The following is a 26970-nucleotide window of genomic DNA, read 5'->3' as shown; positions in this document are numbered from 1 at the left end:
CTCAAAAAACCTATATATATTCTAGCAGCTGCCTCACATTTCAGATATTGGGTTCGGCGTGGACATAACGGTGCAATTGTTGCGGTGGGCCTGTTCGATATTCCGCCGCTCAGCGAATGCGCCGCGAGAGACGGAAAGACGAGAGCAATGCAAAAACAAGGCATACTATGGCCAGCGCGGTGAATGCTCTTGCGCTCGAAACATCAAAGTCGCCGACAGAGATGGCTATTCCGTAAAAATCATTTAGCGCAGATACCGCCTCGGATTGTCCGTCAGTGAGGGCTTCCGCCGAATGCGCGGTGAACGGCTGCCGAAGGAGCATCACCGCCCGGGCGAAAGGCATCGCGTTCCTGACATTCACGACGCCTGTCGGAAGAGTGCCGGCAGGAATATAGGCACCCGCCAGGAATCCAATAACCGTTCCAACAATGCTAATCATCGCCGCGAAAGCACTATTGGACCGAACGAACGTCACGATAAATCCCGAGAGAGCAGAGAACGCGGCGGCAGCGACAACGACATAGCCAAGGGTAAGAAGCAGTTCGGTCGCCGTCATCGTAACGTTGCCGCGAATGGCCGTATACCCCTGCGATATCGCGACGACAACCACGGTCATGACGATAGAAACGATGAAGCTAGAGGTCATGTAGCCGAAGATCAGGCTGGCGCGCCGAATAGGCAAGACGAGAAAGTCTTTGAAGCGACCGCTAGAGGAGTCTTCAATGAAAACGCTCAACGCAGCGAGTCCGGTCGTCAGGATTGTGATCATCGTGATTCCAGCAAAGACCCACGCGTCAACGAATGCCTGAACCTCAGAATTTGTTGCAGTTGGAAAGCGCGATTGCAGGTTGTCGACCGGCAGACTGCCCAAAAACAATGCATAAAGACCGATGAGGATCAGCGCAGAAAGCAGCGAAAAGAAAACCGCGGTCTGATCCCGAAAAAAATGCGCAAGTTACGGCGAGCAAGAATCAGTGCACTCATGTGGTCGCTCGATTCGAGGTCACGGAAAGGAATACATCGTCCATCGTTCCGTGCCGGAACTCGAAGTCATCCACGATCAGTCGATTGTCGTGCAGAAATTCAAGAGCTTCCGCGGATCCCCCAACCGCGATGCGCGCAGCTCCGGCTGCACGGGAGCTCTCTCATGATCGCGGCGGTTGCCTGGCTGGTGCCCCAGTCGGCCGAAGCTCCTGCACTGGCTGCCATGAAGTCCGACCGCACAGTCACGGTGACGGAGGACGCCACCGAAATCGTGATGACGCCAACGGGCCTCGAAAGCCCCGTTGGAGTGTTCTTTCAGCCCGGCGCTCGAGTCGATGCTCGCGCTTATTCCGCGATTCTTCGACCACTGGTCGAGTCGGGGCACCTGGTGGTTATTGCCAAGCAACCCCTCGGAATCGCTTTCTGTCTACCGGAGCGTTTGCAACGGCCCGGGCCGCGCATCATCCGGTCACTCGCTGGGTTGTTGGCGGTCACTCCCTCGGCGGACTTGTGGCGGCGACAGACGCTGAAACTTTTGCCGGGGCCACTCGTGATCCGGTCGTCGGGCTGCTCCTATTCGCCTCGTGGTGGAAGGCGCAGTTCACGCGTTCTTCGGAGACTACGGGCGTCAGGACGGGGACGGCAAACCCACCATTAGACACAAACAGGCTCGCGCGGAGATTGCTGCCGGGAGCGTCGCGTTTGTGAACGGGATCGGCGGCTAATCGTTCCCGCCCACCGTGCAGGGCGCCCAGGCTGGTGCGAGTCCGGCGAGCACAAAACGGGCCGTGTTCTCGGCATCAAGGGTGTCAGATTCCATGACGTGGGCATCTTCCACTTAAAAAAAGATTTGACCCCTAAGATTTGAGCGAATTGCGGATTATCCAATAATGGCACCACTGATCGAAGGCAAATCGTGAAATATCTTGTAGCTACGGTGCGACTTTCTGTCGCGACACTGGGCACGGTGGCGATTCTGTCGACATTTTTCGACACGGCCACGCGCGCGACGATCAATCCGTTCAACTTCTTCGGGTTTTTCACCATGCAAAGCAACATTATTCTGGTCGTTGTGCTGCTGGTCGCCGCGGTCGTGTCCCTCTCCGGACGACCCCAATCCCGGTCGTTGATGTTGGCGCGAGGTTGTGCAACAACGTACATAGTCATCACCGGCGTCGTGTATAACGTGTTGTTGGCTGGACTTGAAGGTGGCGTGTCCCTCGCGTGGGCCAACTCCGTCTTGCACGTAATCCTGCCCCTCTATGCCGCACTGGATTGGGTGATTTTCAGCGACCGCAGTGCCCTTCCGCTCAATAAAATATGGGTTGCGCTGGTCTACCCCATCGTGTGGATCATCGTTGTCACCATTCGCGGGGCAACCGACGGATGGGTGCCCTACCCATTCCTCGATCCCGCACAGGGCTACGGCGTCGTCATGATCTACGCTCTGGCCATTGCTATCGCAACTGTCGTCTTTGCTGCAATTATCTGGGCCATCAGTCGATTGCATCTCGTGAGTAATTTCACACCTGGCGATGGTCCCGAAACCCGGCTCTCGGAACTTGGGCTGCCCCCATCATTCACAGATGACAGCCCCGATAGACGATAAATACTTCGACAAGGTTGCAAGCCGAACTCGAGTCACATTCCGAACGGCCCCCGAAGTGCAATCTGTCTTATAACCGATGTGTTTCGAGACGCTGAGGGCACGAGACGCCGCCGGTCTGAACCGAATTGGGGTGGAGCTACGCGCCGAGACTCCACTTCGCGATCAATGAGACGGCCGTCGCGAATGCATCGTCACCGGGTCTGTTCAAGAATGCGTGACGAGTGCCCTGCAGGACGTGGTGCTGTACGTCTACTCCGTAGGTGGAAAGTTCTAATGCGAATGTGTCGCCGGACGCGCGCATGTTGTCCTTCTCTGCGTTGATTGAAAGGGTTCTCGGAAACTGGTGAAGGTCGTGACTGCCAGGGAACGCGAATCTGTTAGCGAGTGCGGCCTCTGAACCGGCGTAGTTGCGGTTCATCGCATTCAGGCCCCAGACGGAATGTGTGATCCGGCGGTGACCGCGAGCCCGCTGCTGGACGTCATCTGTTCGCTGATGCTTGGCATGGAAAAACCCGTATGCAAGCACGGCACCGACCGGGGGCAGACCTTCTTCGATGGCGCGAAGGGTTGCGGCAGCGGCGAGGCAGGCTCCAGCGCTCGCTCCACCCAGAATCACTCCCTGGGGTGACCGCGCAGCTACCTTGCGGTACGCGGCGAGCACATCGTTGAGTGGCAATGGAAAGCGCCCCCTGGACAGGCCCGTACGTGACTTCATCCAGCTCAAACCCGGAGGCGGAGCAAGTCGGTAGTCCACTGTCGCGACCATCATCCCGTGCCGGGCGAGCGATTGTGCGACGGCATGCGCTTCAGGCTGATCGAGACCGCCTCGGAAAAAACCGCCGCCATGCAGCCAGAGCACGGTTGGCCCAGCCGCTGTCGGGCCGAGGGGCGTTGGTTCGTACCAGCGAACTGGAACCAAATCGTGAGAATTGACGTCGGTTGCGGAGACGGTCCGCGCCGGGCTACGCAACCGCAACGTCGCCGGCTTCAGGAATATCGGCGTTGCGAATCTTGGGTGCCCATCCTGAGAGGATGGCTGCAGTAGCTAGTGCCAATTGACCGACGTACGGCAGGACTGCCGAAGCGATCGACGAACTAGCGCCATTCGTTCCGAAGGTGTCAGCTATCGACATCCCAATACTGAAACCCGCGAAGAAGCGGAAGAAGACTGCGCTGCCGATGATACTCAGCAAGAGCATCGACACTCGTCTTGGTGTCATCCACATCTGACTCCGTCGTGCCGCGAGAATAAAGACAGTCACCGCTGAACCACCCCAGAATGCCGCCCACAACGTCACGCCGACTATTGCCGACGATGGACTGAACTGATCGACCTCAACCATCCGCGCATAGATAGCATCGAAACTCAGCGCCGGCACTTTCGCCTGGGGGTTCCACACCAGAAGATCGACCGCACCAATCACGATCACCACGCCAACTGCAGCAACACCGAGCAAAGCGACGGGGATCCTCTTCGAACGGCTGGCTACACGTCGTTCGAGTGAGATCGGGGACGGCCCGGTCACCAGCACGAGCCCTACCAGGAACCCGAATGCTGACAAGAGGATTCCGGCCAGCATCACAGTCCAATGGGGGTTGAAGGTGACGGCAAGGGCGATTGTAACGGGGCCTGTCACGGCAGCCGCTGTCGCAATTCTGGCACGGGTTGATCGGGCCATGACCCCAGCACAGCCGAAGTACAGCACGCCGACCAAGACGGCCAGTATTGCCAGACGAAAGCTGATCCACGCAACTGCGCTGAGTGTGACGAGCGCCTGCGGAGAGATATCGCGCCCCTCGGGCACGATTCCACCGTTGGTGAGCCACGCTCCAGTGAGAACAACCGCCGCGGCCGCGAAAAGTCCAAGTCCTCGGCGCGTGAGACGGCGCGGCACTGCGCCGCGAGGCTCCTTTGTGTGTGCGGGCAGATCGCGGTCAATCGTCAAAGTGAGCACTGCAGCGCCGCGAGCTATGTCGCGTCGCCGGAGACCGGCATCCGCCGCGGCCAGTGAGTCTGCGCGCCATTCCTCGAGATAGCGGGCTCGTACGGGGCCGGGCAGCATAAGCGCAATGATACGAAGGACCACGTCGCTCTTCACGCGAGAGTCCCCGCCGCGATCTCACTCGGGACGGCAACGACTCGGGCCGCCCGTGCGTGATCGCGCAATTCAGCCGCGGCGACCACTTCCCTCGCGGCCGCAGCTCCGTCCGAAGTCAACTCGTAAAGGCGTCGACGTGGACCAGTCCGTTCGGAATCGTCCTCCCAATTTGATGTCACCCATCCTGAACCTTCCAACCGCTCCAAAATGGGATATACACTGCCTGCCGGACGACCCGTCTTTTTCACGACGAACAGCCCCCAGATGGGCGCTTCGCCACTAAGAAAGGCATTCAGCACATCGACGGTGGCCGGAGTGACACGACTGAGAGGGACCATGACGTGAAACTATCACTATATATATAGAGATGCATAGTCGGTCAGTTCCCCGCCAGGTCGACACGCCACCACGGACCTTGGCTCTGCGTCCTTGAGGGTCCGCTAATCGCGAATGTAACGAGAATCAGAGGACCAGTTCCGACTGAATGAGTCACGGCCAGGATCGGGGCGAAGGCGTGCCGGGCCGTGTAGCAGCGGCATAACTTGTAGCGGCGGCGCAACTAGAAGTCGTGGTCGCGCAGCCAGGAGAGGAGCTCGTCCTCACGCCGGGAAGTGTCGGACTGTTGCCAGGCGCCCAGGTCTCGCTCATCGACGAGGAGGCCGTCGCGCAGGTAGACGACGCGGTCGGCGCGGGCAGCGCACGCGGGGTCATGGGTCACCATCATGATCGTGGTGCCGTCCCGATGCACGCCGGTGAGGGCGTCCATCACGTCGAGGGTCATGCTGCTGTTCAGGGCACCGGTGGGTTCGTCGGCGAAGAGCACTGCGGGCGTGGTGGCCAGAGCCCGGCAGATCGACGCGCGTTGCAGCTGGCCGCCCGACACCTGGGTGATGCCGTGGTGGGCGACATGCGCGATGCCGAATCGCTCGAGCATCGCGTCGACGCGGGCTTCGACTTCGGCGCGGGCTTTGGGCTGTGCCTTGAGCGCAGGCAGCAGGATATTGTCGCGCAGATTGAAGTTGGACAAGAAGTACGCCTGCTGGAAGATGAAACCCATCTTGGTGAGCCGGGTGTGACTCATGTCGCGTTCGCTTAGCTCTGTGAGGTCGAGGTCGCCGAGGCGCACGTGGCCAGCGGTCGGCCGGTCCATGCCACTGATGCAGTACAGCAGCGTCGATTTTCCGGAGCCCGAGGCGCCCATGACGGCGAGGAATTCGCCTTGGCGAACGGCGAGATCGATGCCGTTGAGCACTCGGGTGGGCGGCTCCGTCGAGTGGTAGGACTTTTGCAGGGCGGTCGTGACGAGGGCGGTGGTGACGAGCGTGGGAGAAGCCGAAGGTGCCTCGGAGAGCGTCATGTGTGATCCGTTCGGTGATTCATGATTCGCGGGACGGGGCGTGTGCATCATGCGCGCAGCCACGCGCTCGTGTCGCCGCGACGCAGCCGCGACGACACGGCTACGGCACTGATCGTGCCGACGGCGATGAGTAGCAGCGGGTAGGCCACGTAGACGAGCAGCGGGTTCGGGATAAACGCCAGGTTCGAGATGCCGAGACCGGCGAGAGAGATCGCTGCGCCCACGAGAGCCTCGCCGAGGGTCGCAGCGACGACGACGCCGATCAGGGTGCCGATCACGACGGTGAGGATCGCCTTGAACCGTAGCTGCGCTGCGAGCTCGGAGCCGGAGAATCCGAGCGCGGAGAGGATGCCGGAGCGGCGCTTCTCGCGGGCGAGACGCAGGGTGAGATTCAGGGTCGTGATGAGCGCGGCGACCCCGACCGCGAACACGATGGCGAGCAGCGCTGCGTTGAAGAAAGCACTGGTGACGTAGCTGAGGGTTTGCGAGACGTACTCGCCCATCGGTACGACGGTCGCGGCCGGGAACCGGTCGCCGTAGTCGGTGGCGATCACGGCGGGGTCCTGCCCGGCTGCGGTGGTGGCGTAGTAGATGTAGCCGGTGACGACGCCGGTCGCCTCGCCCGCCATCTTGGCGGTCTGGCCGCCGCTGGTGATGTCCTGATAGACACCATTCACCGTCAGGGTGACCTCGCTCCCGTCACGGCGCACCGTGAACGCGTCGTCGACGTCGACACCGAATCGGTCGGCGTTGAGCACCGATAGCGAGATCTCCCCGGCGGAGGGTGGCCCGCCTCGCAGGTACTGGATCGTGTTCCCCGAGTACTCCCCGACCTCGACGCGCATCGACTCCCACCCCTCGTCCCCGCGCGTCTCGACAAGTTCGTTGGCGAACCTGTGCACCTGGGCGAGACGGGAGTCGGCGGCGAGCGCCGTATCCGCTTCCTCCCGCACCTGCTCCAGATCGTCGGAGAATTGCAGGTCGAGACGCAGGTCACTCTCGGGCGCACCCATATAGGTGACGAACTTCGGGCTCTGGAAGGTGGTGAGCAGGTTCGTCGGTAACGTGATCAGAACCACGGCGAGCAGGAAGACGAGCGGCAGCAGCATCCACTGGCCTGCCTCGGAGCGGAGGTCGACCAGCGAGATTCGACGGCCCAGGTCGCCGCCGCCGTACGAGGCGAACGCCGAGCGACGCACCCGGCGGGCAAGCCGCTTCCCGCGTCGGGCGGTTTGCCGCTCGTTGAGGATAGAGCCGTGGACGAGAGCGCTGACGACCTCAATGCGATTGATGATGCCCAGTACGCGGCGGCAGATTGCGATGACGACGAGGAACACCAGCACGAGCGCGGCAATCGGGACCAAGAAAGTCAGGGCTGCGACGGGGGCGGCGGCGTAGCTCGCCTGCATGCCGCTGGTGAGCGCCCGCGACGCGACAATCGCGAACCCGCCGCCGATGACGCAGGCGATGAGCGTCATCGCGCTGTACTTCGATAGGTACAGACCGGAAATGGTCGAGTTCGGCAGGCCGATCGCCTTCATCGCGCCGATCTGATGAACCTCGTCCTGCAACCTGCTGCGGATGACGAAGCGCACGTTGAGGAGGGCGATGGTGATGAGCAGGAGGCTCACGAACATCAATGCGATCGCGACCAGGCCATCGCTGATGGCGTTGATGATGCGGATCATGTCGCCGGTGACGGCCTGCCCGTTCTTCGGCAACGACTGATCCGACTCGTAGGCGGCCCGAAAAGCGCTCGCCTGTGCCGGGTCGGCGAGCCGATACTCAACGATGATCTCGGGACTGCCACCGCTCGTGCGCAGTCGCTCGAAATCGGCGTCGGAGACGAGGAACCGCGTTGCGGAGGAGAGCGACGAGGCCATTTGCGAATCACGCACGAAGCCCGCGATGACGAAGTCTTCGATGCCGACATCGGTACGGATGTGAAGTTCGTCACCAGCTCGCAGCCCGAAGCGCTGCTGATAGGCGACCGGTACGAAGGTCTCGCCGTCAGCCGGGTACGCGATGGTGCTGTCGGCATCGAGGAGGAAGTCGAACGCGGTGTTCTGCATGACGAAGAGGTTGTCGATAAGGCTCTCCGCCAGGGTGCCGGACTCCGTCGTGCCCGGGCGGTCCCAGGCGATGGCGGCGCTGTCGTAACCGACCATGTCCTCGATGAGCCACGAGTCGATTTCCGGATGCGCGGTGGCGAAGGCATCCAGGGCCGCTTCGTCGTAGGCACCCTTATGCATTTGCAAGAAGTGCGGCGGCTTGGCTTGATCGAACAAGGCGTTCACCGAGCCGAGCGTGCGCTCCAGCACCATCGCACCGCTCGCCATAAGGAAGGCACTGAGGACGAGGACCACGAGCAAAGCGATGTTCACGCCGGGGTTCTTGCGCAGGTCGTTGAGCGTGTACTTGAAGTGCATGTGCTGCGGTGCCTCCGACGACAAGACCCCGATACCGATACCGAGGATTTGGAGCGACATCCGGGTGAGTACCACGTGATACACGATGTCGAGAACGATGTTGAACAGGTCGACGCCGGCGACATTCCGCGTCTTCCTGCGTTTGCGCAGCGCGTGGGTCCACAGTCCGCTGAGACCGTAGATGTACAGGATATCGAGGACCCCCTCCCAAAATTTACCGCGGAACCAGATGTCCAGGACGCCCTCTCGACGACCGGCGACCAGAGAGATACCGCGGGCCGACACGGCGGGGAGGAGCAAGACTCCATATGGCGAGAACCAACACAGGGCATACGCAAGCGGCCGAAAAAGTCAGCAACCACCCCTGTCAGGAAGACCGATTTGCGGATACTCTTCGCCGCAGGCGCGCGTGCGTGCGATCCATGCCAATGCATTTGGCTGAAGGCTACGTATCAGCGCTGTCGCACTAATCGTCGGGATCGTCCCGATGGGCGAAAACCCATAGGAGTGAATCGTGAAGAAGAACATCAAACTGGTGCTCGGCGCGAGCGCAGCCGCGCTAATCGCCGTATCGTTGGGCGCTGCACCGGCATCAGCGCATGTGCCGAAATCGGTGCGCGGCAACGTAGTGCTGACCGCCCACCTCACGGAGCTGAACGACTCGGGAGCGTCGGGTAGAGCGGTCGCCATTGTTCGCGGCGAGACAATCCGGGCGATCGGAATCCGCGCGCGGGGTTTGACGCCCGACGCTCCCCACGCTCAGCACATCCACTATGGCGAACAGGCCATGAACGAATGCCCCACGCTGGCGTTGGACAAAAACGGCGACGGGCGACTGAACACCGCCGAGGGGGTACCGGCCTACGGCCCCGTTGTGGTGTCCCTGAACACCAGCGGAGACACCACGCCGGCCAGTTTCCTCGACGTTACCCGGTTCCCCGTCGCGAAAAACGGCTCCTATAGCTACCTTCGCACCAACATCCGCTTCACGGACGTAGCCGGAATCGGATACCCAGGAGCCGAAGGGCTCGGCACCGCCGCGCAAATCGCCGAAGCCATCCGCGCCGGCGAGGGCGTCGTAGTCATCCACGGAAACGACTACGACGGCAACGGCACGTACAACCTCAGCGATCCCGAGGGTGCGAGCGAACTCAACCCGGCTCTCCCCGCCGAGGTAACCGACCCGGTCGCCTGCGGAGTCCTGCACTAGCTGCGAGCGTCCGGCCAAGACCGAGGTCCAGGCACCGTGCGAGCGCCTACAGCGCCGTACGGTCCTGGACCTCACCCTTCGACAGAATGTCAAGACCCTAGCTCGCCTGCCCCAGCGCCTTGTCTTCCTGGTCCATCTTTTCCAGTCTCCTCGAGAAGGCTAGCCCCGGCGTCACGAGTGTCCTACCTTGGTACCAGTGGCATGCCCCGGTGGTTGATTCATACCGACGAATGTCGGCGGGCGCCGCAATCGAGTAAGGGAGCTCACCGTGGCATACAACGTCGCCCAGAAACTCATCGCATCACACCTGGACTCCGGGGAGATGGTGCCGGGAACCGAAATCGGCCTGCACATCGACCAGACCCTGACCCAGGACGCGACCGGAACCCTGGTCATGCTGGAGTTGGAGGCGTTGGGACTGGATCGCGCTCGCACGGAGGTTTCCGTGCAGTACGTCGACCACAACCTGTTGCAGGCCGATAGTAAGAACGCGGAGGACCACGACTTTCTCCGCTCCGCCTGCCAACGGTTCGGCCTGTGGTTTTCGAAGGCCGGCAACGGGGTGTCACACCCCACGCACATGCAGCGCTTCGGTATCCCCGGCAAGACCATGGTCGGCTCCGACAGCCACACCCCGGCCGCCGGCTCACTGGGGATGCTGGCCATCGGCGTCGGCGGCACCGAGGTAGCCCTGGCCATAGCCGGCGAGCCCTTGTACATCAGGATGCCCGAAATCTGGGGCGTGAAGCTCACCGGACAATTGCCGCCGTGGACCAGCGCCAAAGACGTCATCCTCGAAATGCTGCGCCGGCACGGCGTCAAGGGAGGCGTCAATCGGATCGTCGAATACTACGGCCCCGGCCTCGCAACCCTGACCGCGATGGATCGGCACGTGATCGCCAATATGGGCGCCGAACTGGGTGCGACCACCACCATTTTCCCGGCCGATGATCAAGTGCGAACCTTTCTGCGCGCTGAACAGCGCGAGCAGGATTTCACCGAACTGCTTGCGGACGAGGATGCGACCTACGACGTGACCGAGGAGATTGACCTGGCTTCGATCGTGCCGTTGATTGCGCTTCCCAGTTCGCCCGGCAACGTCGTGCCCGTACGCGAAGTGGCGGGGCGCCCGGTGGAACAGGTCGTGATCGGGTCCTCCGCGAATCCGGGCCTGCGTGATTTCGCGATCGTTGCCGCGATCACGAAGGGGCGGCAGGCATTTCCCGGCCTGTCCCTCGACGTCAATCCCAGCTCACGGCAGATTCTGCAGGACCTCACCATCATGGGGGCCACGCTGGATTTGATCGGGGCGGGCGCCCGGCTGCATCAGTCCGGCTGCATGGGCTGCATCGGTATGGGCCAGGCCCCGGCGAATGGCAGCATCAGCCTGCGCACGATGCCGCGCAACTTTCCCGGTCGCTCGGGCACCCAGGAAGACTCGGTCTACCTGTGTTCGCCGGAGACCGCAGCCGCCGCCGCGCTGACAGGACAGATCACCGATCCGCGCGACCTGCCCGGGCTCTTCGGTTTGGAATATCCCCAGATCACGCTTCCGGCGGTGTCGAGCGTGAACCTGGCGATGCTCGAGAAGCCCTTGCCGCCGGAGGAATCCATCGGGGTGCATCTAATCAAGGGCGAAAACATCTCTTCACTGCCGGTCTTCGGACCGCTCTCCGAGCGCATTGAGGCACCCGTCGCCCTGATCGTGGGCGATGACATTTCGACGGATGAGATCCTGCCGGCGGGTGCTCGCGTGCTTCCTTTCCGCAGCAACGTTCCCAAGCTCTCCGAGTTCACCTTCGACCAAGTCGACCCGACCTACCCGACTCGCGCCGCCCTCACCCGGGATACGACCGGCCACATGATCGTTGCAGGGGCCAATTATGGGCAAGGCTCCTCTCGAGAGCACGCCGCGATCACCCCGCGCTTTCTCGGACTGCGGGTGGTGCTGGCGGTCTCGTTCGCACGCATCCACTGGCAGAACCTGGCCAACTTCGGCGCGCTGGCGCTCCAGTTCGCGGATCCGGCCGATCACGATCGCATCGCGCAGGATGACGTGCTCGTGCTCGACGGGATCCGGGAGGCTCTCTCGAACGGAACGGAGATCCTCGTGCGCAACACAACGCGTGATGAGGTCTACTCCGTGCGCCACGAACTCTCGACCCGGCAAATCGAAATGCTCCTCGTCGGTGGCCTCATCCCGTGGCTGCGCACCCGGAGCGCGCGCGGAGCCGCCAATCCTGTGGACACCAAATAGACCCGCGTCGTTTGGTGTCCACAGGTTTGGCGGCTCTATGCGCCCAGACCGGGCGCACCAACCAGCCACACACGGCGATCACAGTACCGTTGACACGCGCGCAGCGGTAGCGGAGCATGGGGGAAATGAAAGTTGAGAACGACATGCAAAAGAAGTCGCTCACCGCACTCGTGCGCCACCATCTCAATCACGCACGGGACGCATCCAGTGGTCGCAGCGCGGAGACCGTATACGGCGGCCACGCGCACGTCCTCCGCCAAACGCTGATCGCTCTGCGCGCCGGTCAACACCTCGGAGAACACGACAACCTGGCCGAAGCGACCGTGCAGGTCCTCGAGGGGCGGGTCGTTCTCACCTCGGATGGCGCATCATGGTCTGGATGGCGCGGGGACCTGATCACGATGCCGTCGGGCCGCAACTCGCTGGAGGCTGTCGAGGACGCGGTCATCTTGCTCACCGTAGCCAAGCTCATCGCTCCGGCGGCGTCCTAAGGAGAGAGGCTGCGGCTGGATGTAACAGCTGAAGGACGCCCTTGGGCAAAAAAAGAACCTCACCAATTCAGTGAGATTCTTTTATGAAGAACTTGCTCAGTCGTTCAAGTGCAAGATCGCATAGTCTGCTTCCAAAACCGTGAACTGCCCGCCGTACTCTGACGTCAGCTGGTCGTGAATTGCCGCCGGTGACATTCGCGATCGTGGTTCAAAACGGCATTGGTCGCCACTGGTCTTCCCCCAGGACGATGCACGACCTTCGCCACACGGCCGCGTCTCTTGCAATTTCCTCCGGCGCGAATGTCAAAGCGGTTCAAAGAATGCTCGGACAGGCCTCGGCGACGAGGACCCTCGACGTCTACGCGGACCTCTTCGAAGACGACTAAGAGGCCGTTGCACAGCGTCTCGATAACGCTGCGGCCATTTCAATTGTGGGCGAAATGTGGCAAACGCCGATTTTAGGGCAAAGGAAAACCCCTGAGTCCCAGTGTGTATAGGGGAATCAGGGGTTCAAGTTGCTGCGGAGACGGTGGGATTTGAACCCACGGTACCCCGTAAAGGGTACTCCACCTTAGCAGGGTGGTGCACTAAGCCGAACTATGCGACGTCTCCTTGGCATCTGCTTGCGCAAACACACTCCCTTATCTTAGCCGTACCACGGGTAACCACTCTTACCATGACAACCGGGTCAGAAAAACGGATGCCGCGCCCGGCTACTGGTTCTCGAGCGTACGTCCCCTGGTGCAGGTATAGTCGCCAGCGGTCTGGCCGGTCACCGACTCCGATAGGACGACTCCGGGGGCTTCCGTGGCCACCGGCGCATCGGTCGCGGCTGGAACATCGGTCGCGATGGGATCTGTGGTCGCAGCCGGGGCGGGAGCGGCTTCGACGGGAGCGTTGGGGTCGGCGACGGTGCCGCGGCCGGTGGTTCCGCTCAACGCGAGGGGTTGATCGGCAGCAACCGCCTCGAATAGGTTGTCGAAGGATGGCTGAACGGCCTTGACCCCTCCGGCCGTGCTGCCGGTCGGAACCTGCGCGAAGACGACCTGGTCGAGGTCGATGTCTTTGAGTGCCACGGCGATCGACGCGAGGGTTGTCACGCTGTTGAGACTGTCGGAAAGCCGCATATTGCCTGTCACCGCCTTGGCCAAGGCATACACCTTGGCTGGGTCCGAGAGGGTGTCAGCGCTCTTGATCGTGCGCACCAGCGAGGACATGAACAACTGCTGGTTGTTGATGCGGGTCAAGTCACCGCCGTCGCCGACGCCGTGGCGGGTGCGCAGAAACTGGAGTGCGTCGTAGCCGGCGAGCATGTGCTCGCCCGGGTCGAGGAACGTTCCCGTATATTCGTCTTCGATGCGGCTGGCCACGCAGACCGGCACGCCACCGACGGCGGAGGACATGGCCATGACTCCGCTGAACTGCACCTCGGCGGCGAACGGGATGGAGAGGCCGGTGAGCTTTTCAACGGTCAGCACCGTGCAGGCGAGCCCGCCGTAGGTGAGCGTGGTGTTGATCTTCTGGCTGCTCATGGCGCTGAACGAGCCGCCCTCGGGGTCGGGGCAGGAGGGGATGGAGACGAACATGTCACGGGGAAAGCTGATGACCGACGCGTTGCTGTGATCTTCGGAAATGTGCAGCAGCATCGTCACGTCGTTGAGGTCGCCGGTGGAGTCTTCCGGACCGAAGGCTGCATCCTGCCCGACTCGGCTGTCACTGCCGACGATGAGCATGTTCACGCCGCCGTCGATGGCGCCGATCGATGGGACCGGACCGTTGGTCTCATTGGCGAGGTGCACGCTGGGCTGCACGCTCGCTGCAACGTCATAGGCTGCGATCGCGCCGACCGAAAAGCCGCTGACCAGGACGACGGCCAGGCTGCCGGCAAGAAACTTCGCAACCGTGACGGCAGCATTCGACTTCTTCAGTCGGCCGTGACGCGCAACGGTTTTGAGGTTCTGCGAACCGTTCGAGCGGGGGCGAAGTTGGTCGCTCACTCATGTCCTCTCATCGGATTGCTGGCCGGACCGGCCTGAAGCGACAGTCGCTGTAAGCCGGTGGTTGTGCATTTCACAGGTGCTGCGGAGGGCGTGGGATTCGAACCCACGAGACATTTCTGCCCACCAGTTTTCAAGACTGGCTCCATCGGCCGCTCGGACAGCCCTCCCGGTTGCCCGTGCCCCCACGAGAAATGCAGCGTAGAAACAATTGGGCGAACTGGCCCGATTCTAGCCGATGGCGGACTGCTCAGGCTGACAGAGCCGGCTGAAAAACGACTGGATGCCCGTCAGAGCGTGCGCAACACCGTTGCGAGGCCATCGATGGCCACGTTGCCGGTGACCTCCGATCCGGCGGCAAGAACGTCATCAGGGGACTCCCCCATGGCCACACCGCGACCGAATTCGCCAGCCCATTGCAGCATGTCGATGTCGTTGCGGCCATCCCCGACGGCCATTACCCGGTCGCGGGGGACACCAACAGACACCCGCACCCGCTCCATCGCCGTGGACTTATTGACACCGTCGGGGGCAATGTCGAGCCAGGCAGTCCACCCGATGGCGTAGCTGACCCGGTTCAGCCCCATGCGCTCGACCACCTGGAGAAAATCCTCCATGTCGTGGTCGGGGGAGATGACGACCACACGGGTTGCCTGGTGCTTCAAAAGCTCATCAAAATCGACCCGTTCGCTGTCCATGCCGATCGTGGCATCGGGAATCGGCTCGGTATAGCGGTAGAAGCCGTGCTCGTCTTCGACGGCGAACCGCGCCGACCCGAGGTGCGCGCGAATCGATATGAGCACGTCGCTGGGGTCGAAGGTTTCGACCCATTCACGGCGGTAGCCCATGGGCGCTGAGGCGTCGCGGTGCATGGTGATGGCGCCGTTGGAGCAAACTACGTAGCGCGGTGAGATGCCGAGTCGGTCGAGCACCGGCAGGGCTGCGGCGGCGGAACGCCCGGTGGCCAGCATGACCTCGTGTCCTGCAGCGGTGAGCCGGGCGACCTCGTCTATCACGGCCTGGCTGATCGAGCCGTCTTCGTGCATCGTGGTCCCGTCGATGTCGAGGGCGACGAGCCATCGCTCGGTCATGGACACCGCGGTCACTTCGTTCCTTTCACGGGGAGCGGCGTGAGTACCTCGAGGCCACCGAGGTAGGGCTGCAGCGCGCCCGGAACGAGCACCGAACCATCCGCTTGCTGGTGCGTTTCGAGCATGGCCACGAGCCAGCGAGTGGTCGCCAGCGTACCGTTCAGGGTGGCGACCGGCGTGGTCTTGCCCGATTCGGTTCGATAGCGGATGTCCAACCGGCGCGCCTGGTAGGTGGTGCAGTTGCTCGTGCTGGTGAGCTCACGGTATGCATTCTGGGTGGGCACCCACGCTTCGATGTCGAACTTGCGGGCGGCGCTCGAGCCGAGGTCACCGGCAGCGACGTCGATAACCCGGTAGCTGAGGCCAAGCGACTGCAGCATGCCCTCCTGCAGGGCGACGAGGCGATCATGCTCGGCCTCGGCGTTCTCGGGCAGCACGTAGGTGAACATTTCGAGCTTGTTGAACTGGTGCACGCGAATGATGCCACGGGTGTCTTTTCCGCCCGAGCCGGCCTCACGGCGGTAGCAGGTGGACCAGCCGGCGTACCGCAGTGGCTCTTCGGAGAGGTCGAGGATCTCATCTTTGTGGTACCCGGCGAGCGCGACCTCGCTCGTGCCGGTGAGGTAGAGGTCGTCGGCGGGCAGGTAGTAGACCTCATCATTGTGTTCGCCGAGAAAGCCGGTGCCGTCCATGATCTCGGGTCGCACCAGGGTGGGGGTGATGAGCGGCACGAAGCCGGCTTCGAGCGCCCGGTCGAGCGCCATGTTCATGAGGGCGATCTCGAGCCGGGCGCCGATGCCCTTCAAAAAGTAGAAGCGGGTTCCGGAGACCTTGGCGCCGCGGGCCATATCGATGGCTCCGAGCAGTTCGCCCAGCTCAAGGTGGTCGCGCGGCTCAAAGTCGAAAATCGGGGCTTCACCGTGGGTGCGTAGGGTCGCGAAGTTTTCTTCGGCGCCGACCGGTACGCCGTCGATGATCGGGTTCGCGATGGTCTTGACGACCGCGGTGAAGCGGGTGTCGGCCTCGCCGGCGATGACTCCGGCAGCCTTCACCTCGGCGGCGAGGCTTTGCGCTTCTGCAACGAGGGCTTTTTTCTCAGCGCCAGGCGCCGCAGCTACCCGCTTGCCGAACAGGTTTTGCGCGGCGCGCAGGTCTTCGAACGCCGTGATCGTCGACCGCCGTTCCGCGTCGGCAGCAAGCGCGGCATCGACCGCCTCAACGGAGTCGCCACGGGCCTCCTGCGAACGCTTGAAGAGGTCGGGGTTTTCGCGTAACAGCACCGGATCAATCACCCGGCCAGTCTACAAGTGACTCCCGTCGGGCAATCGCGAGGCCAACCCAGTAGCCTAGGCCTCGTGAGCGCCTCCGAAAACCTCGCCCAGCATGCTGCCGTCGTCTACAACCCCGTCAAGGTCGACCTCGCTAAGTTGCGGGCGAGCGTGGCCGAAGCGGAGCAGTCCGCCGGATGGGGTACGACGCAATGGTTTGAAACAACTGTCGACGATGTCGGCCAGGCCGCTACCAAACGGGCCCTCGATACCGGCGCCGCTATGGTGGTCTCGGCCGGCGGTGACGGCACGGTGCGGGCCGTCGCCGAGGCGCTGCGGGAGTCCGGCGTGCGCATGGCCATCGTGCCATCGGGTACCGGCAATCTGCTCGCCCGCAACCTGCTGCTCCCGCTCGGCAGCATCGACGCCGCGACATCGATCGCGTTCAGCGGTGTCGACAAGCCCATCGACCTCGGCGTCGCTATCGTGACCACCGATGTCGGCGCCGTGGAAGAGCACGTTTTTCTGGTCATGGCCGGGCTCGGGCTCGACGCGCAGATGATCGCCCACACACGCGACGACCTCAAGAAGCAGATGGGCTGGCTCGCCTACGTCGACGGGGTGGCACGGGCGCTGCCGAAAGCGCGGCCCTTTCGCATCCGCTACAGCGTTGCTGGACGCACGGACCGGCCGGCGCAGGTGAGCGCCATTCTCGTCGCCAACTGCGGGCTACTGCCGGGCAACCTGCAGTTTTTACCGGAGGCACGCCTCGACGACGGCATTTTGGACATTGCCGTGCTGCAGCCCAAGGGCATGCTCGGCTGGCTCACCATCTGGCGGCGGGTGACTTGGGAGAACGGGGTACTGCGCCGCTCAGCGGTGGGGCGACGCATGATTGCGGCGACGGAGTCGTCAAATGAGCGGGTGATGACGACCCTGCGCGGGCCCGACATTCGTATCGCGCTCGAGCACGCGCAGGATTTCGAACTCGACGGCGATGAGTTCGGTCTGGTGCAGAAGGTGCGCCTGCACGCCGATGCGGGCGCGCTCATCGTGCGCGTGCCGGCCTGAGCCAAATAGCTTGGACGATTACGGGCGCGACGATCGGGAACGCCACCGCAGGGCATGGACGAACAGCAGGCCCACAACGGCGACCAGACCGGTGGAGATCATTGCGGGCGACAGAGTGTAGGTCAACTGCTGCATCACCATCTCGATCGGCACCTCCGCGTTCGAGGATCCCGCGAAGCCGGAGCTGAAATAGGTGGAAGTGATCGTACGCACCTGCAGGATCAGCCCGCCGATGATGAGGGCTGGCCCAATAATCCACAGGGCAATGATGAACGGATTACGCGGCTCGAAATGGTCGAGGGGCTCGTCGTCGTCAGCTGCACCGTCTGAGGGCACAGGGAGCGCGCCCGAGTTGCGCCCGTCTGTTTCGACGGATGCTTCTGGCTGGTTGGATGAGGTGGGCGCGAACAGCTCGGTCATCGCCGCGCTCGTGGAATCCGCCGAGTCACCGGGCTCATAGCCGCGCTGATAGCGGGCATCGTGCTCCGGGTCAAAGCGCGGCTCGGTCATTGGGTGGGCTCCCCCGCGATCAGCCCGCGCAACCAGTCGCGGGCCTCAATGAAGATACCGTCGTCGTAGCGGGAGGTGAACTCGATCTTGCGCTGGTCTGCCCGCGGATAGGACCCGAGAAAGATCACCTTGGGGCTGAAGCGACGCAGTCCGAGCAGTGCGTCAGCGACGCGCTCATCAAGAATATGGCCGTCGGCATCGACCACGAAGCGGTACCGGCCGAGGGAATCCCCGATCGGCCGGGACTGGATGAGGCTGAGGTTCACGCCGCGGGTGGCGAACTGCTCGAGCATGTCGAGCAATGCGCCGGAGCGGTCGCTCGGCAGCTCGATGATGAGGCTGGTCTTGTCGGCTCCGGTCGGCGCGGTGAGCTCGTTGCCGCGGGCGACAAGCACGAACCGGGTCACCGCGTTCGGGTTGTCACCGATTTCTGACGCCAGGACAACGACGTCGTGGTGCTTGTCGATGCCGGGCGGGGCGATCGCGGCATCCGCCTGCGTGTTGTCCCGGAGGGACGACGCGGCGGCGACGTTGCTCGACGCGGGGATGTGCTCGTGGCTCGGCAGGGTGCGTTCGAGCCAATTACGGCACTGCCCGTAGGCGACCGGATGCGCGTTGATGACGCGTACGTCATCCAATGTTGTGCCGGGGCGGGCGACCAGTACGAAGTTCACGGGCACCAGGTATTCGCCGATGATGCGCAGGTTCGGCACGCTCGCGAGGGCATCCTGCGTGGCCGTGACGCCGCCGTCGACCGAGTTCTCGATGGCGATCATTGCCGCCAGGCTGCGGCCGCTCACGACATCGGCGAAGGCCTCACCGACGTTGTTGACCGGACGCCAGATCTGGCCGCGGGCGCTCGGCACCTGGGCGAGCGCCGCTTCGGTAAAGGTGCCGGCCGGGCCGAGATAGCTGTAAGTCTGGGCTTGGAGCGGATTCGGCGAGTCGGGCATGGCTGACAGCCTACCGGGGGTGCCAGACTGTGCTCATGAGCCAACGAGCAGGAACCCGCGCCCTGGAATCTGATTTGATCGACGTTGATGGGCTGGTCAAGGCCTATTACGACCTGAAACCGGATGTCACGGTGCCGGCCCAACGGGTCGCCTTCGGCACCTCCGGGCACCGTGGTAGCTCGCTGAACACCGCGTTCAACGAGGATCACATCAGTGCCACGACGCAGGCGATCGTGGAATATCGCGCCGGACAGGGCATCACCGGCCCGCTCTTCATCGGCACCGACCCGCACGCCCTGAGCAGCCCGGCCTACACGACCGCCCTCGAAGTGCTCGTCGCCAACGGCGTGCGCGTGCTCGTGGACGAGTTCGACGACTACGTGCCCACCCCCTCCCTGTCGCACGCGATTTTGGCCTACAACCGCGCCGAGCACGGCGACCTGGCCGACGGTATCGTCGTCACCCCGAGCCACAACCCACCAATGGACGGCGGCTTCAAGTACAACCCGCCACACGGCGGTCCGGCCGACAGCGATGCCACCTCGTGGATCGCTGACCGGGCCAACGAACTCATCGCTCATGGTCTCGATGGCGTACTGATGAGCGAACCCAGCGCCCTGGAAACCTACGACTTTCGCGGCAACTACGTGAACGACCTCGAGAACATCATCGACATGCAGGCCATCCGCACCAGCGGAATCCGCATCGGGGCCGACCCGCTCGGCGGCGCAAGCGTGGGCTACTGGGGCGCCATCCGTGACCGTTATGAGATCGACTTGGTCGTAGTCAACCCGAAAGTCGACCCGACCTGGCGCTTCATGACCCTGGATTGGGATGAGAAGATCCGGATGGATCCCTCGAGTGCCTCGGTGATGGCATCCGTTGTGGCCCACAAGGATGAGTACGACATTCTCACCGGCAACGACGCTGACGCCGATCGGCACGGCATCGTGACGCCCGACGGTGGACTGATGAACCCGAACCACTTTCTGGCCGTCGCCATCGACTACCTGTACAGCCACCGCGAAGGCTGGAAGCCCGACGCCGCGGTCGGTAAGACCCTCGTCTCGTCGACGATGATCGACCGGGTGACCGGCTTTCTCGGCCGCGACCTGTGGGAGGTGCCCGTTGGTTTCAAATGGTTCGTCCCCGGCCTCATCGACGGCTCTGTCGCTTTCGGCGGTGAAGAGAGCGCCGGAGCGAGTTTCGTGCGTTTCGACGGCACCGTCTGGACCACCGATAAGGACGGTATCCTGCTCGCCCTGCTCGCCTCCGAGATTCTCGCGGTGACCGGCAAGACCCCGAGCCAGCGCTACGCGGAACTGACCGAGCATTTCGGCGCGCCCTCGTATGCCCGAGTGGATGCCGCCGCCACGCCCGCGCAGAAGGCCGCCCTGGCCAAGCTCGACGGCTCGATGATCACGGCCACCGAGCTCGCCGGCGAGAAGATCACCGGCGCGTTCAGTGTCGCCCCGGGCAACGGCGCTGCCATCGGCGGCGTCAAGGTCACGACCGAGAACGCCTGGTTCGCGGCCCGGCCGAGCGGCACCGAAGACGTCTACAAAATCTACGCCGAGTCTTTCCTCGGCCCGGAGCACCTGGCCCTGGTGCAGGCGGAGGCCAAAGCCATAGTCGACGCCGCGATCGCCTAGGGAACACTCCAGTAATACGCAGTGCCGCCGGGGTGATCCACCGTGATCGCTGTATCGACCGAACGATAGTCGGAATCCAAGGTGTGCCCGGCAAAGAAGATCGAGACGGTGTCGCCGGCTTTTTCGACCTTGGTGACGATCCCGGTGTGGTCACGGTCGCCGGTGTTGTCCCAGTCGAATTGCGCGATGTCGCCGACCTTGACCTGGTCGCGCTGCTGATCGGTCAGGGCTACGGCCTTGCCGGTCGCCGCGATGTACTTCATGAAGGCGGTCGAGCTGCGCCAGGCCGCTGTGGAGTCGTACGCGTTGCCGTTCTTCGGACTCGACCAGACAGCGTCCATGGTCCAGCCGCGGGCGATCATGGCTTGGCTGGCGAAGTTGACGCAGTCATTCTCGCCGAGCACTCCCCACTCTGCGGAGTTGTAGTTCTCGAGCTTCCAGTGCGTGAGAAGGTAGTCCAGCTGGGCCGTTACGGCGGCGCCCACAGCCGGTGTTGCCGCGACCGGCGCCGCGAGAGCAGACTCGGTGGGGGTGGGGCGAGCCGGTTCCTTTGTTGCGACGGGAGTGGTGGCATCCGTTGTGTGCGCGGTCTTCGCAGAGTCGGCGGAACCCTCGAGGGCCTGCACGACGAGCGCGGTCGCGCCGACGGCGAGCACGGCTCCGACGGCCGCTGTGAGGCCGAGTAGCTGCCACCGGGTCAACTGCATGGTGCACTCACTTCGATTTTTCTGGGAATGGTGGACTGCCTAAGCATTGATGGCGGCACTCAGATAGAGCCCGATCGCCGCGAGGGCGACGAGCACTCCGACGATGATGACGCCGATCAAAAACCGGCGGCGGAGACGCCGCTGGTCGGCTTCCGTGGGTTCGTTGTTCTGCAGCATGATTCGAGCTTAGCCGCGACGATTATCAGAGTTCTGGATGCCGCGTGCACAACTGCGGAGATATGCGGCAAGAATTCCGGTTCCACCCGAGTGCAGGCCTGTTTCGACCGGATGTCCGCGCTGAGGCACGCGGGCTTGGCAAGGAAGGTCCAAAACGTTGGTTGGTGGCCGCGCGGCAGGATAGCGTGACGTCATGTCGCAGACCGCACCCACACCGTTCCCCTGGCCGCACGGATTTCTCTGGGGGTCGGCGACGGCCGCCGCGCAGATCGAGGGCGCCGGCCATGCCGGCGGCAAGGAAGACTCAATCTGGGACGCGTTTGCGCAGGTTCCGGGGGCCATCGCGGGCGGCGACGATTTGGAGACCGCCGTGGATCATTACCACCGGATGCCCGCCGACGTGGCGCTCATGGCCTCACTCGGTCTCGACTCCTACCGTTTTTCCACCAGCTGGGCGCGGGTACGTCCGGGCGACCGGGCCGTGAACCTGGATGGGCTCGACTTCTATTCCCGGCTCGTCGACGAACTGCTCGGCGCGGGTATTCTGCCCTGGCTCACCCTGTATCACTGGGACCTGCCGCAGGCACTGGAGGAGAAGGGTGGCTGGGCCAACCGCGACACCGCGTACCGTTTCGTCGACTACGCAACGGATGTCTACTCCGCGCTCGGCGATCGCGTCACCCACTGGACCACCTTCAACGAACCGTTCTGCTCCTCGCTGCTCGGCTACGGATCGGGCGTGCACGCGCCGGGCCGCCAGGACGGTCGGGCGGCGGTCGCTGCCGTGCACCACCAGCACCTCGCGCACGGGCTCGCGGATAACGCGCTGCGCTCAGCGGGCGCCCAGCACCTCGGGATCACGCTCAACCTCACCAACGCCGTGCCGCGCGATGCCACCGACCCGGTCGACATCGAAGCGGCCCGGCGGCTCGACTCGCTGGCCAACCGCATCTTTCTCGACCCGCTGCTGCATGGTGCCTACCCCGAGGACACCCTGCGCGACCTCGAGCCGTTCGGCTTGGCCGAGGTCATCCACTCGGACGACCTCGAGATCATCGCCGCCCCGCTCGATTTTCTCGGCGTCAACCACTATCACGACGACCTCGTAAGCGGGCACGCGGATGCGCCGGCGAACGACTCGCACGCCGGCGGCGCTACGCGTTCGGTCGGGTCGCCGTGGATCGGGTCGGAGTACATCAGCTTTCCCACCCGGGGACTGCCGCGCACCGCAATGGACTGGGAGGTCAACCCCGACGGACTGCGCCTGCTGCTCGTGCGGCTCGGCAAAGAATATGACCGGCTCCCGCCGCTCTATGTCACCGAGAACGGCGCCGCCTACGACGACGTGGTGAGTGCCGATGGCACCGTGCACGACGCCGAGCGCACGGAGTACATCGTGGCGCACATCAACAAGGTGGGTGAGGCCATCGCGGCCGGCTCCGACGTGCGCGGATACTTCGTCTGGTCGCTGCTCGACAACTTCGAGTGGTCCTATGGTTACGAGAAGCGCTTCGGCATCGTGCGGGTCGACTACGACACCCTCGAGCGCACGGTGAAAGACAGCGGAAGCATGTTCGCGGCGCACATACGGGCGGCACACGCGGGCTGAGCGGCGGCAGGCGAGAGGATGCCGCCGGTCGCGACATCCTCTTCTGGCGGCACTCCTCAGCGATCGCGGCACTCGTCAGCGATGGCGGCACTCCTCAGCGATCGCGGCACTCCTCAGCGATGGCGGCACTCTGAGGTAGGGGTGCCAGCATCTCTAACGAGTGCCGCGAGCGTTATCGTCGTGCGTTGCACCCTGCCGGGGCTCGGTGAGACTGCGAAATCTCAGTGGTTCTCGGCGGTTGTTTCAAGGAATTGAACGCCGGAAACCGGCGCGAACCGGGCGCGCATCACGCTGAACGCCTCCGGGTTCTGGTCGATGAGCACGAAGCGTCGGTCGAGCGCGGCGGCGACCGTGCCGGTGGTGCCGCTGCCGGCGAAGAAGTCGAGCACCCAATCCCCCTCACGGCTGGACGCCTGGATGATGCGACGCAGAATTCCGATCGGTTTCTGCGTTGGGTAGCCGGTTTTCTCCTTGCCGGTGGGAGAGACGATCGTATGCCACCAGACATCCGTCGGCAGTTTTCCCTTGGCCACTTTTTCTGGCGTGACCAGACCGGGCGCCATGTACGGCTCCCGGTCGACGGTCGTCGAGTCGAAGTAATACCGGGCCGGATTTTTCACGTAGACCAAAATCGTGTCGTGCTTGGTGGGCCACTTGTTCTTGGATTTCGCACCGTAGTCGTAAGCCCAGATGAGTTCGTTGAGAAAGCATTCCCGGCCGAACAGGGCGTCGAGCAGCACCTTGGCATAGTGCGCTTCGCGGTAGTCGAGGTGCAGATAGAGCGTGCCGTCGTCGGCGAGCAGGCGCCAGGCCTCGATCAGGCGCGGTTCCAGAAAGGCCCAATAATCTTCGAACTGATCGTCGTAGCCCAGCAGGTCACCCTTGATGCGCTCGTAACGCTGGCCCTTGAACCCCGTGATCGTGCCGACCGCGTGCGAGCCGTCGGCGGAGACCGACCGTACAGAGGTGGTGCTCTGCCGTTTCTGCGAGCGACCGGTGTTGAACGGCGGGTCGAGATAGATCAGGGTGAAGGCGCCATCGGGCAGGCCCGGCAGCACGTCGAGGTTATTGGCGTGGATGACACGGCTCGGGCTGGTCGGTGTCCACGCGTTTGGCATATCCCCATTCTTTCAGCCTGCGCGCCGCTCATCGGTTTAGTCTGTCGGGATGACAGCTGAATCGACGACCATCCACTCGCAGAACCTGGCCGATGCCGGGACTGTGGAAGTACGCCACGACCCGGGGCAGAGCCGCTACACGGTGTGGCTCGACGACGAGGCCGTGGGACGGGCCGACTACACCACGACGTCAACGGCCGTGCACTTCACCCACACCGAGGTCGATCCGGCGCAACGCACGCACGGGCTCGCCAGCATTCTGGTCGAGCAGGCGCTGGGCGACGTGCGGGTTCGCACCACGCGAGCCGTCGTGCCGGACTGCTCGTACGTGGCGCACTGGATAGACACTCACGTTGACTACCAAGACCTGCTGACGCGCGGGCGTTAGTGGCGGGTGGAGGCTGGCGGGCGCACCGCGAGCATCCGTTCGTCGCGGTTCACGGAACCCGGGCCAACCAGGCCTCTGTGCTGAATTTGTTCGCGACGAGCTCGGTGGCCTTGGCGTATTCCTCGGCGGTGACGTCACCCTCGCTGGCGCCGTACAGGCCGGTGAAGGTTTCTTTCATACGGTCGATGATCGCAGCGCGGGTGAGACCGGTCTGACTACGCAGCGGGTCGACGCGTTTGGCGGCGCTCGTGATGCCCTTATCGCTGAGCTTTTCGCGGCCGATGCGCAGCACCTGCACCATTTTTTCGCCGTCCATGTCATAACTCATGGTGACGTGATGGAGCACGGCACCGCTTCCCAGACGCTTCTGGGCAGCTCCGCCGATCTTGCCCCCGGGACTCGTGATGTCGTTGAGCGGCTCGTAGTGCGCGTCGATGCCGAGGGTTTTGAGAGCGGTGATGACCCACTCGTCGAGAAAAGCGTAGGAGTCGGCGAAGCTCATGCCCTGCACGAGGTCGGTCGGCGCGTAGATGGAATACGTGATGACCGAGCCGGCTTCCATGAACATGGCGCCGCCGCCGCTGATGCGCCGCACCACGGTGAAGCCATACTTGGCGGCATTCTCGGGGTCGACCTCGTTCTTGAGCGACTGAAAACTGCCAATCACGACGGCCGGTTCGTTCCACTCCCAGATACGGAGTGTGGGCTGTCGGCGTCCCTCCGCAACCTCGGTCGCGAGCACCTCGTCGAGGGCCATCTGCAGCACGGGCGCGACGGGCTGCTGCGAGTGGATGATCTGCCAGTCGTAGTCCCGCCAGGTGCTCGCCTGGGCCAGCGAACGACGAATCGCCACGGCTACAGCCTCCGGAGAGAATCCGAGCAGAATGGCACCGCTGGGGAGCGCACCACGCACCGTAGCGGCGATCGTGGCCGTCGCACTGCCGACGGGGAGGCCGCTCACCGCGGAGTTGATGTCTTCGAGGGCATCGTCGGGCTCAAGAAAGAAGTCTCCGGCCAGACGAAAGTTGGTTATGACGTCATCGACGACATCGAGATCAACGACGACCAGTTTGCCGCCCGGAACCTTATATTCACCATGCATACAATCAGCCTACGGCGGTCAAGCGCTCGTCGAGCCAGTCCACGAGGTCGCCGATGACTTCGTCGCGGTTAATCTCGTTGAAAACTTCGTGCCGAGCGCCTGGGTACACGATCAGGCGCACGTCCCGCAGCCCAGAACGCTGAACGTAGGAGTTCACCAGCTTGAGCGCACTGCGTTCCCCGCCGACGGTATCGTCACCGCCGACGAGCACGAGCAGCGGCAGGTGACCGGGAAGGTCGCGGGCTGGGCGACCGAACAGGCGCGCGGCCTCGCGAATGCCGAACAGCTTGGCGAGCGGCGTCGCCGTGGTGAGCGGGTCGGCCACGAAGGTCGCGGCGACGGCCGGGTCACGGCTGAGCCACTCGACCCCGGTAGTACCCAGTGCCTTGTGCCTGCGGTTCAGATCGCCGCCATCGAGGTAACCGGGCCAGCGGTAGGCGGTTCCGGAGAGCACGATGGCGTCGTACTCGGCCGCGTGCTCGTTGACGATCATCTGCACCATGAACGATCCCCAGCTGTGCCCGAGCAACACGAGGGGCAGGGCCGGCTGCTCTGAGCGGATGATTCCACTCAGCTGGTAGACGCCGGCTACTGCCGAGCGCAGCCCGCCGGCGCCGAGCCGACCAAGCTTGGTGTGATCGCCGCCGTGCTGAGCGAGTCCGGTCTGGCCGTGACCGAGGTGGTCGTCGGCGTAGACCGTGTAACCGGCCCGATTGAGGTCGGCGGCGAGCGCCGCGTAGCGCTGGGCGTGTTCGCCGACACCGTGGGCAAGCTGAATCACTGCTCGGGGGGCAGGGACCGGCCAGACGTAGTAGGTGATAACCAGGCCGGAGGCATCCGTATATGTGGGCACGAGGCTAGTCTGCCCCGTTGTGCGGGGGCACGCTCAAA

Annotated in this window: 26 protein-coding genes, 2 tRNA genes and 1 pseudogene; 10 read left to right on the top strand and 19 right to left on the bottom strand. The window is 63.5% G+C overall.

Annotated features, from left to right (window positions below):
* Positions 1–109 precede the first annotated feature (109 nt).
* Entirely contained in the window at positions 110–892 is a 783-nt protein-coding gene (locus tag E3T38_RS09065; RefSeq protein WP_304563208.1) for an ABC transporter permease, read from the bottom strand.
* Positions 893–946: 54 nt separating this feature from the next.
* Here E3T38_RS09065 and E3T38_RS17485 point away from each other — a divergent pair, with 54 nt between their 5' ends.
* Both E3T38_RS17485 and E3T38_RS09055 read left to right on the top strand, forming a co-directional pair.
* On the top strand, positions 947–1642 hold the full coding sequence (locus E3T38_RS17485) for an alpha/beta hydrolase (protein WP_370449013.1): 696 nt from the start codon (positions 947–949) through the stop codon (positions 1640–1642).
* A gap of 258 nt (positions 1643–1900) precedes the next feature.
* A complete protein-coding gene (locus E3T38_RS09055) occupies positions 1901–2593 on the top strand; it encodes a Pr6Pr family membrane protein (RefSeq protein WP_198417334.1) in 693 nt (230 codons plus the stop codon).
* A gap of 136 nt (positions 2594–2729) precedes the next feature.
* Here the strand turns inward: E3T38_RS09055 and E3T38_RS09050 are convergent, their stop codons facing one another.
* The 5 genes from E3T38_RS09050 to E3T38_RS09030 all read right to left on the bottom strand — a co-directional run bounded on the left by E3T38_RS09050 (position 2730) and on the right by E3T38_RS09030 (position 8778).
* Positions 2730–3452, bottom strand: a complete 723-nt coding sequence (locus tag E3T38_RS09050; protein ID WP_241984394.1) for an alpha/beta hydrolase — start codon at positions 3450–3452, stop codon at positions 2730–2732.
* Positions 3453–3555: 103 nt separating this feature from the next.
* Complete coding sequence (locus E3T38_RS09045; RefSeq protein WP_134547913.1) at positions 3556–4398, bottom strand: hypothetical protein; 843 nt, start codon at positions 4396–4398, stop codon at positions 3556–3558.
* A gap of 290 nt (positions 4399–4688) precedes the next feature.
* A complete protein-coding gene (locus E3T38_RS09040; protein WP_134547912.1) occupies positions 4689–5030 on the bottom strand; it encodes a helix-turn-helix transcriptional regulator in 342 nt (113 codons plus the stop codon).
* Positions 5031–5251: 221 nt separating this feature from the next.
* Entirely contained in the window at positions 5252–6049 is a 798-nt protein-coding gene (locus tag E3T38_RS09035) for an ABC transporter ATP-binding protein (protein WP_134547911.1), read from the bottom strand.
* Between the two features lie 47 nt (positions 6050–6096).
* Entirely contained in the window at positions 6097–8778 is a 2682-nt protein-coding gene (locus tag E3T38_RS09030; RefSeq protein WP_241984383.1) for an FtsX-like permease family protein, read from the bottom strand.
* Between the two features lie 214 nt (positions 8779–8992).
* Here E3T38_RS09030 and E3T38_RS09025 point away from each other — a divergent pair, with 214 nt between their 5' ends.
* From E3T38_RS09025 to E3T38_RS09015, 3 genes are all read left to right on the top strand, one after another.
* On the top strand, positions 8993–9688 hold the full coding sequence (locus E3T38_RS09025; protein WP_134547910.1) for a hypothetical protein: 696 nt from the start codon (positions 8993–8995) through the stop codon (positions 9686–9688).
* Between the two features lie 268 nt (positions 9689–9956).
* Positions 9957–11945: an aconitate hydratase gene (locus E3T38_RS09020; RefSeq protein ID WP_134547909.1), complete on the top strand. Its 1989-nt coding sequence runs from the start codon at positions 9957–9959 to the stop codon at positions 11943–11945.
* Between the two features lie 125 nt (positions 11946–12070).
* Positions 12071–12436 carry a cupin domain-containing protein gene (locus E3T38_RS09015; protein ID WP_304563203.1) on the top strand — a complete coding sequence of 122 codons (366 nt, stop codon included), beginning with the start codon at positions 12071–12073 and terminating at the stop codon, positions 12434–12436.
* Positions 12437–12532: 96 nt separating this feature from the next.
* Here E3T38_RS09015 and E3T38_RS09010 read toward each other — a convergent pair whose 3' ends face one another.
* The gene (locus E3T38_RS09010) at positions 12533–12631 is read right to left on the bottom strand and encodes an Ltp family lipoprotein (protein WP_134547908.1); all 99 of its coding nucleotides are present in this window, start codon (positions 12629–12631) and stop codon (positions 12533–12535) included.
* A 44-nt stretch (positions 12632–12675) separates the two neighbouring features.
* Here E3T38_RS09010 and E3T38_RS17105 point away from each other — a divergent pair.
* Positions 12676–12933: pseudogene (locus tag E3T38_RS17105) on the top strand (tyrosine-type recombinase/integrase); the annotation flags it as partial.
* Positions 12934–12957: 24 nt separating this feature from the next.
* Here the strand turns inward: E3T38_RS17105 and E3T38_RS09000 are convergent.
* The 5 genes from E3T38_RS09000 to serS form a co-directional block, all read right to left on the bottom strand.
* Positions 12958–13048: transfer RNA gene (locus E3T38_RS09000), tRNA-Ser, on the bottom strand.
* Between the two features lie 101 nt (positions 13049–13149).
* Positions 13150–14433, bottom strand: coding sequence for an LCP family protein (locus E3T38_RS08995; RefSeq protein WP_134547906.1), 1284 nt, complete (start codon positions 14431–14433; stop codon positions 13150–13152).
* An 85-nt stretch (positions 14434–14518) separates the two neighbouring features.
* Positions 14519–14603, bottom strand: a tRNA-Ser gene (locus tag E3T38_RS08990).
* Positions 14604–14723: 120 nt separating this feature from the next.
* A complete protein-coding gene (locus E3T38_RS08985; RefSeq protein WP_233200494.1) occupies positions 14724–15539 on the bottom strand; it encodes an HAD family hydrolase in 816 nt (271 codons plus the stop codon).
* Entirely contained in the window at positions 15536–16816 is a 1281-nt protein-coding gene (gene serS / locus E3T38_RS08980) for a serine--tRNA ligase (protein ID WP_134547905.1), read from the bottom strand. Before serS ends, E3T38_RS08985 begins: the two co-directional genes overlap by 4 nt.
* 63 nt (positions 16817–16879) lie before the next feature.
* On the opposite strand from serS, the gene E3T38_RS08975 reads away from it, so the two are divergent.
* A complete protein-coding gene (locus E3T38_RS08975) occupies positions 16880–17863 on the top strand; it encodes a diacylglycerol kinase family protein (protein ID WP_134547904.1) in 984 nt (327 codons plus the stop codon).
* A gap of 18 nt (positions 17864–17881) precedes the next feature.
* Here the strand turns inward: E3T38_RS08975 and E3T38_RS08970 are convergent, their stop codons facing one another.
* Together E3T38_RS08970 and pheA are read right to left on the bottom strand one after the other, a co-directional pair.
* Positions 17882–18373: a hypothetical protein gene (locus tag E3T38_RS08970; RefSeq protein WP_134547903.1), complete on the bottom strand. Its 492-nt coding sequence runs from the start codon at positions 18371–18373 to the stop codon at positions 17882–17884.
* Positions 18370–19326: a prephenate dehydratase gene (gene pheA, locus E3T38_RS08965; RefSeq protein WP_134547902.1), complete on the bottom strand. Its 957-nt coding sequence runs from the start codon at positions 19324–19326 to the stop codon at positions 18370–18372. The genes E3T38_RS08970 and pheA overlap by 4 nt, the downstream gene beginning before the upstream one ends.
* A 35-nt stretch (positions 19327–19361) precedes the next feature.
* Between pheA and pgm the strand changes: the two genes are divergently transcribed.
* Positions 19362–20978, top strand: a complete 1617-nt coding sequence (gene pgm / locus E3T38_RS08960) for a phosphoglucomutase (alpha-D-glucose-1,6-bisphosphate-dependent) (protein WP_134547901.1) — start codon at positions 19362–19364, stop codon at positions 20976–20978.
* On the opposite strand, the gene E3T38_RS08955 is transcribed toward pgm, so the two are convergent.
* Both E3T38_RS08955 and E3T38_RS16720 read right to left on the bottom strand, forming a co-directional pair.
* On the bottom strand, positions 20975–21685 hold the full coding sequence (locus E3T38_RS08955) for an amidase domain-containing protein (RefSeq protein WP_134547900.1): 711 nt from the start codon (positions 21683–21685) through the stop codon (positions 20975–20977). The genes pgm and E3T38_RS08955 overlap by 4 nt on opposite strands.
* 39 nt (positions 21686–21724) lie before the next feature.
* Positions 21725–21862, bottom strand: a complete 138-nt coding sequence (locus tag E3T38_RS16720) for a hypothetical protein (protein ID WP_166805478.1) — start codon at positions 21860–21862, stop codon at positions 21725–21727.
* A 193-nt stretch (positions 21863–22055) separates the two neighbouring features.
* On the opposite strand from E3T38_RS16720, the gene E3T38_RS08950 reads away from it, so the two are divergent.
* Positions 22056–23471: a GH1 family beta-glucosidase gene (locus E3T38_RS08950; protein ID WP_134547899.1), complete on the top strand. Its 1416-nt coding sequence runs from the start codon at positions 22056–22058 to the stop codon at positions 23469–23471.
* Positions 23472–23692: 221 nt separating this feature from the next.
* Here the strand turns inward: E3T38_RS08950 and E3T38_RS08945 are convergent, their stop codons facing one another.
* On the bottom strand, positions 23693–24589 hold the full coding sequence (locus E3T38_RS08945; RefSeq protein WP_134547898.1) for a site-specific DNA-methyltransferase: 897 nt from the start codon (positions 24587–24589) through the stop codon (positions 23693–23695).
* A gap of 49 nt (positions 24590–24638) precedes the next feature.
* Between E3T38_RS08945 and E3T38_RS08940 the strand changes: the two genes are divergently transcribed.
* On the top strand, positions 24639–24977 hold the full coding sequence (locus E3T38_RS08940) for a GNAT family N-acetyltransferase (RefSeq protein ID WP_104195505.1): 339 nt from the start codon (positions 24639–24641) through the stop codon (positions 24975–24977).
* Positions 24978–25026: 49 nt separating this feature from the next.
* Here E3T38_RS08940 and E3T38_RS08935 read toward each other — a convergent pair whose 3' ends face one another.
* Together E3T38_RS08935 and E3T38_RS08930 are read right to left on the bottom strand one after the other, a co-directional pair.
* Entirely contained in the window at positions 25027–26079 is a 1053-nt protein-coding gene (locus E3T38_RS08935; RefSeq protein ID WP_104195504.1) for a biotin/lipoate A/B protein ligase family protein, read from the bottom strand.
* Between the two features lie 4 nt (positions 26080–26083).
* Positions 26084–26932 carry an alpha/beta fold hydrolase gene (locus E3T38_RS08930; protein ID WP_134547897.1) on the bottom strand — a complete coding sequence of 283 codons (849 nt, stop codon included), beginning with the start codon at positions 26930–26932 and terminating at the stop codon, positions 26084–26086.
* Positions 26933–26970: the final 38 nt, after the last annotated feature.

Source organism: Cryobacterium sp. Hb1, from assembly GCF_004403585.1.
Classification (GTDB): Bacteria; Actinomycetota; Actinomycetes; order Actinomycetales; family Microbacteriaceae; genus Cryobacterium; species Cryobacterium lyxosi.
This window is presented reverse-complemented; position numbering and strand designations above follow the sequence as displayed.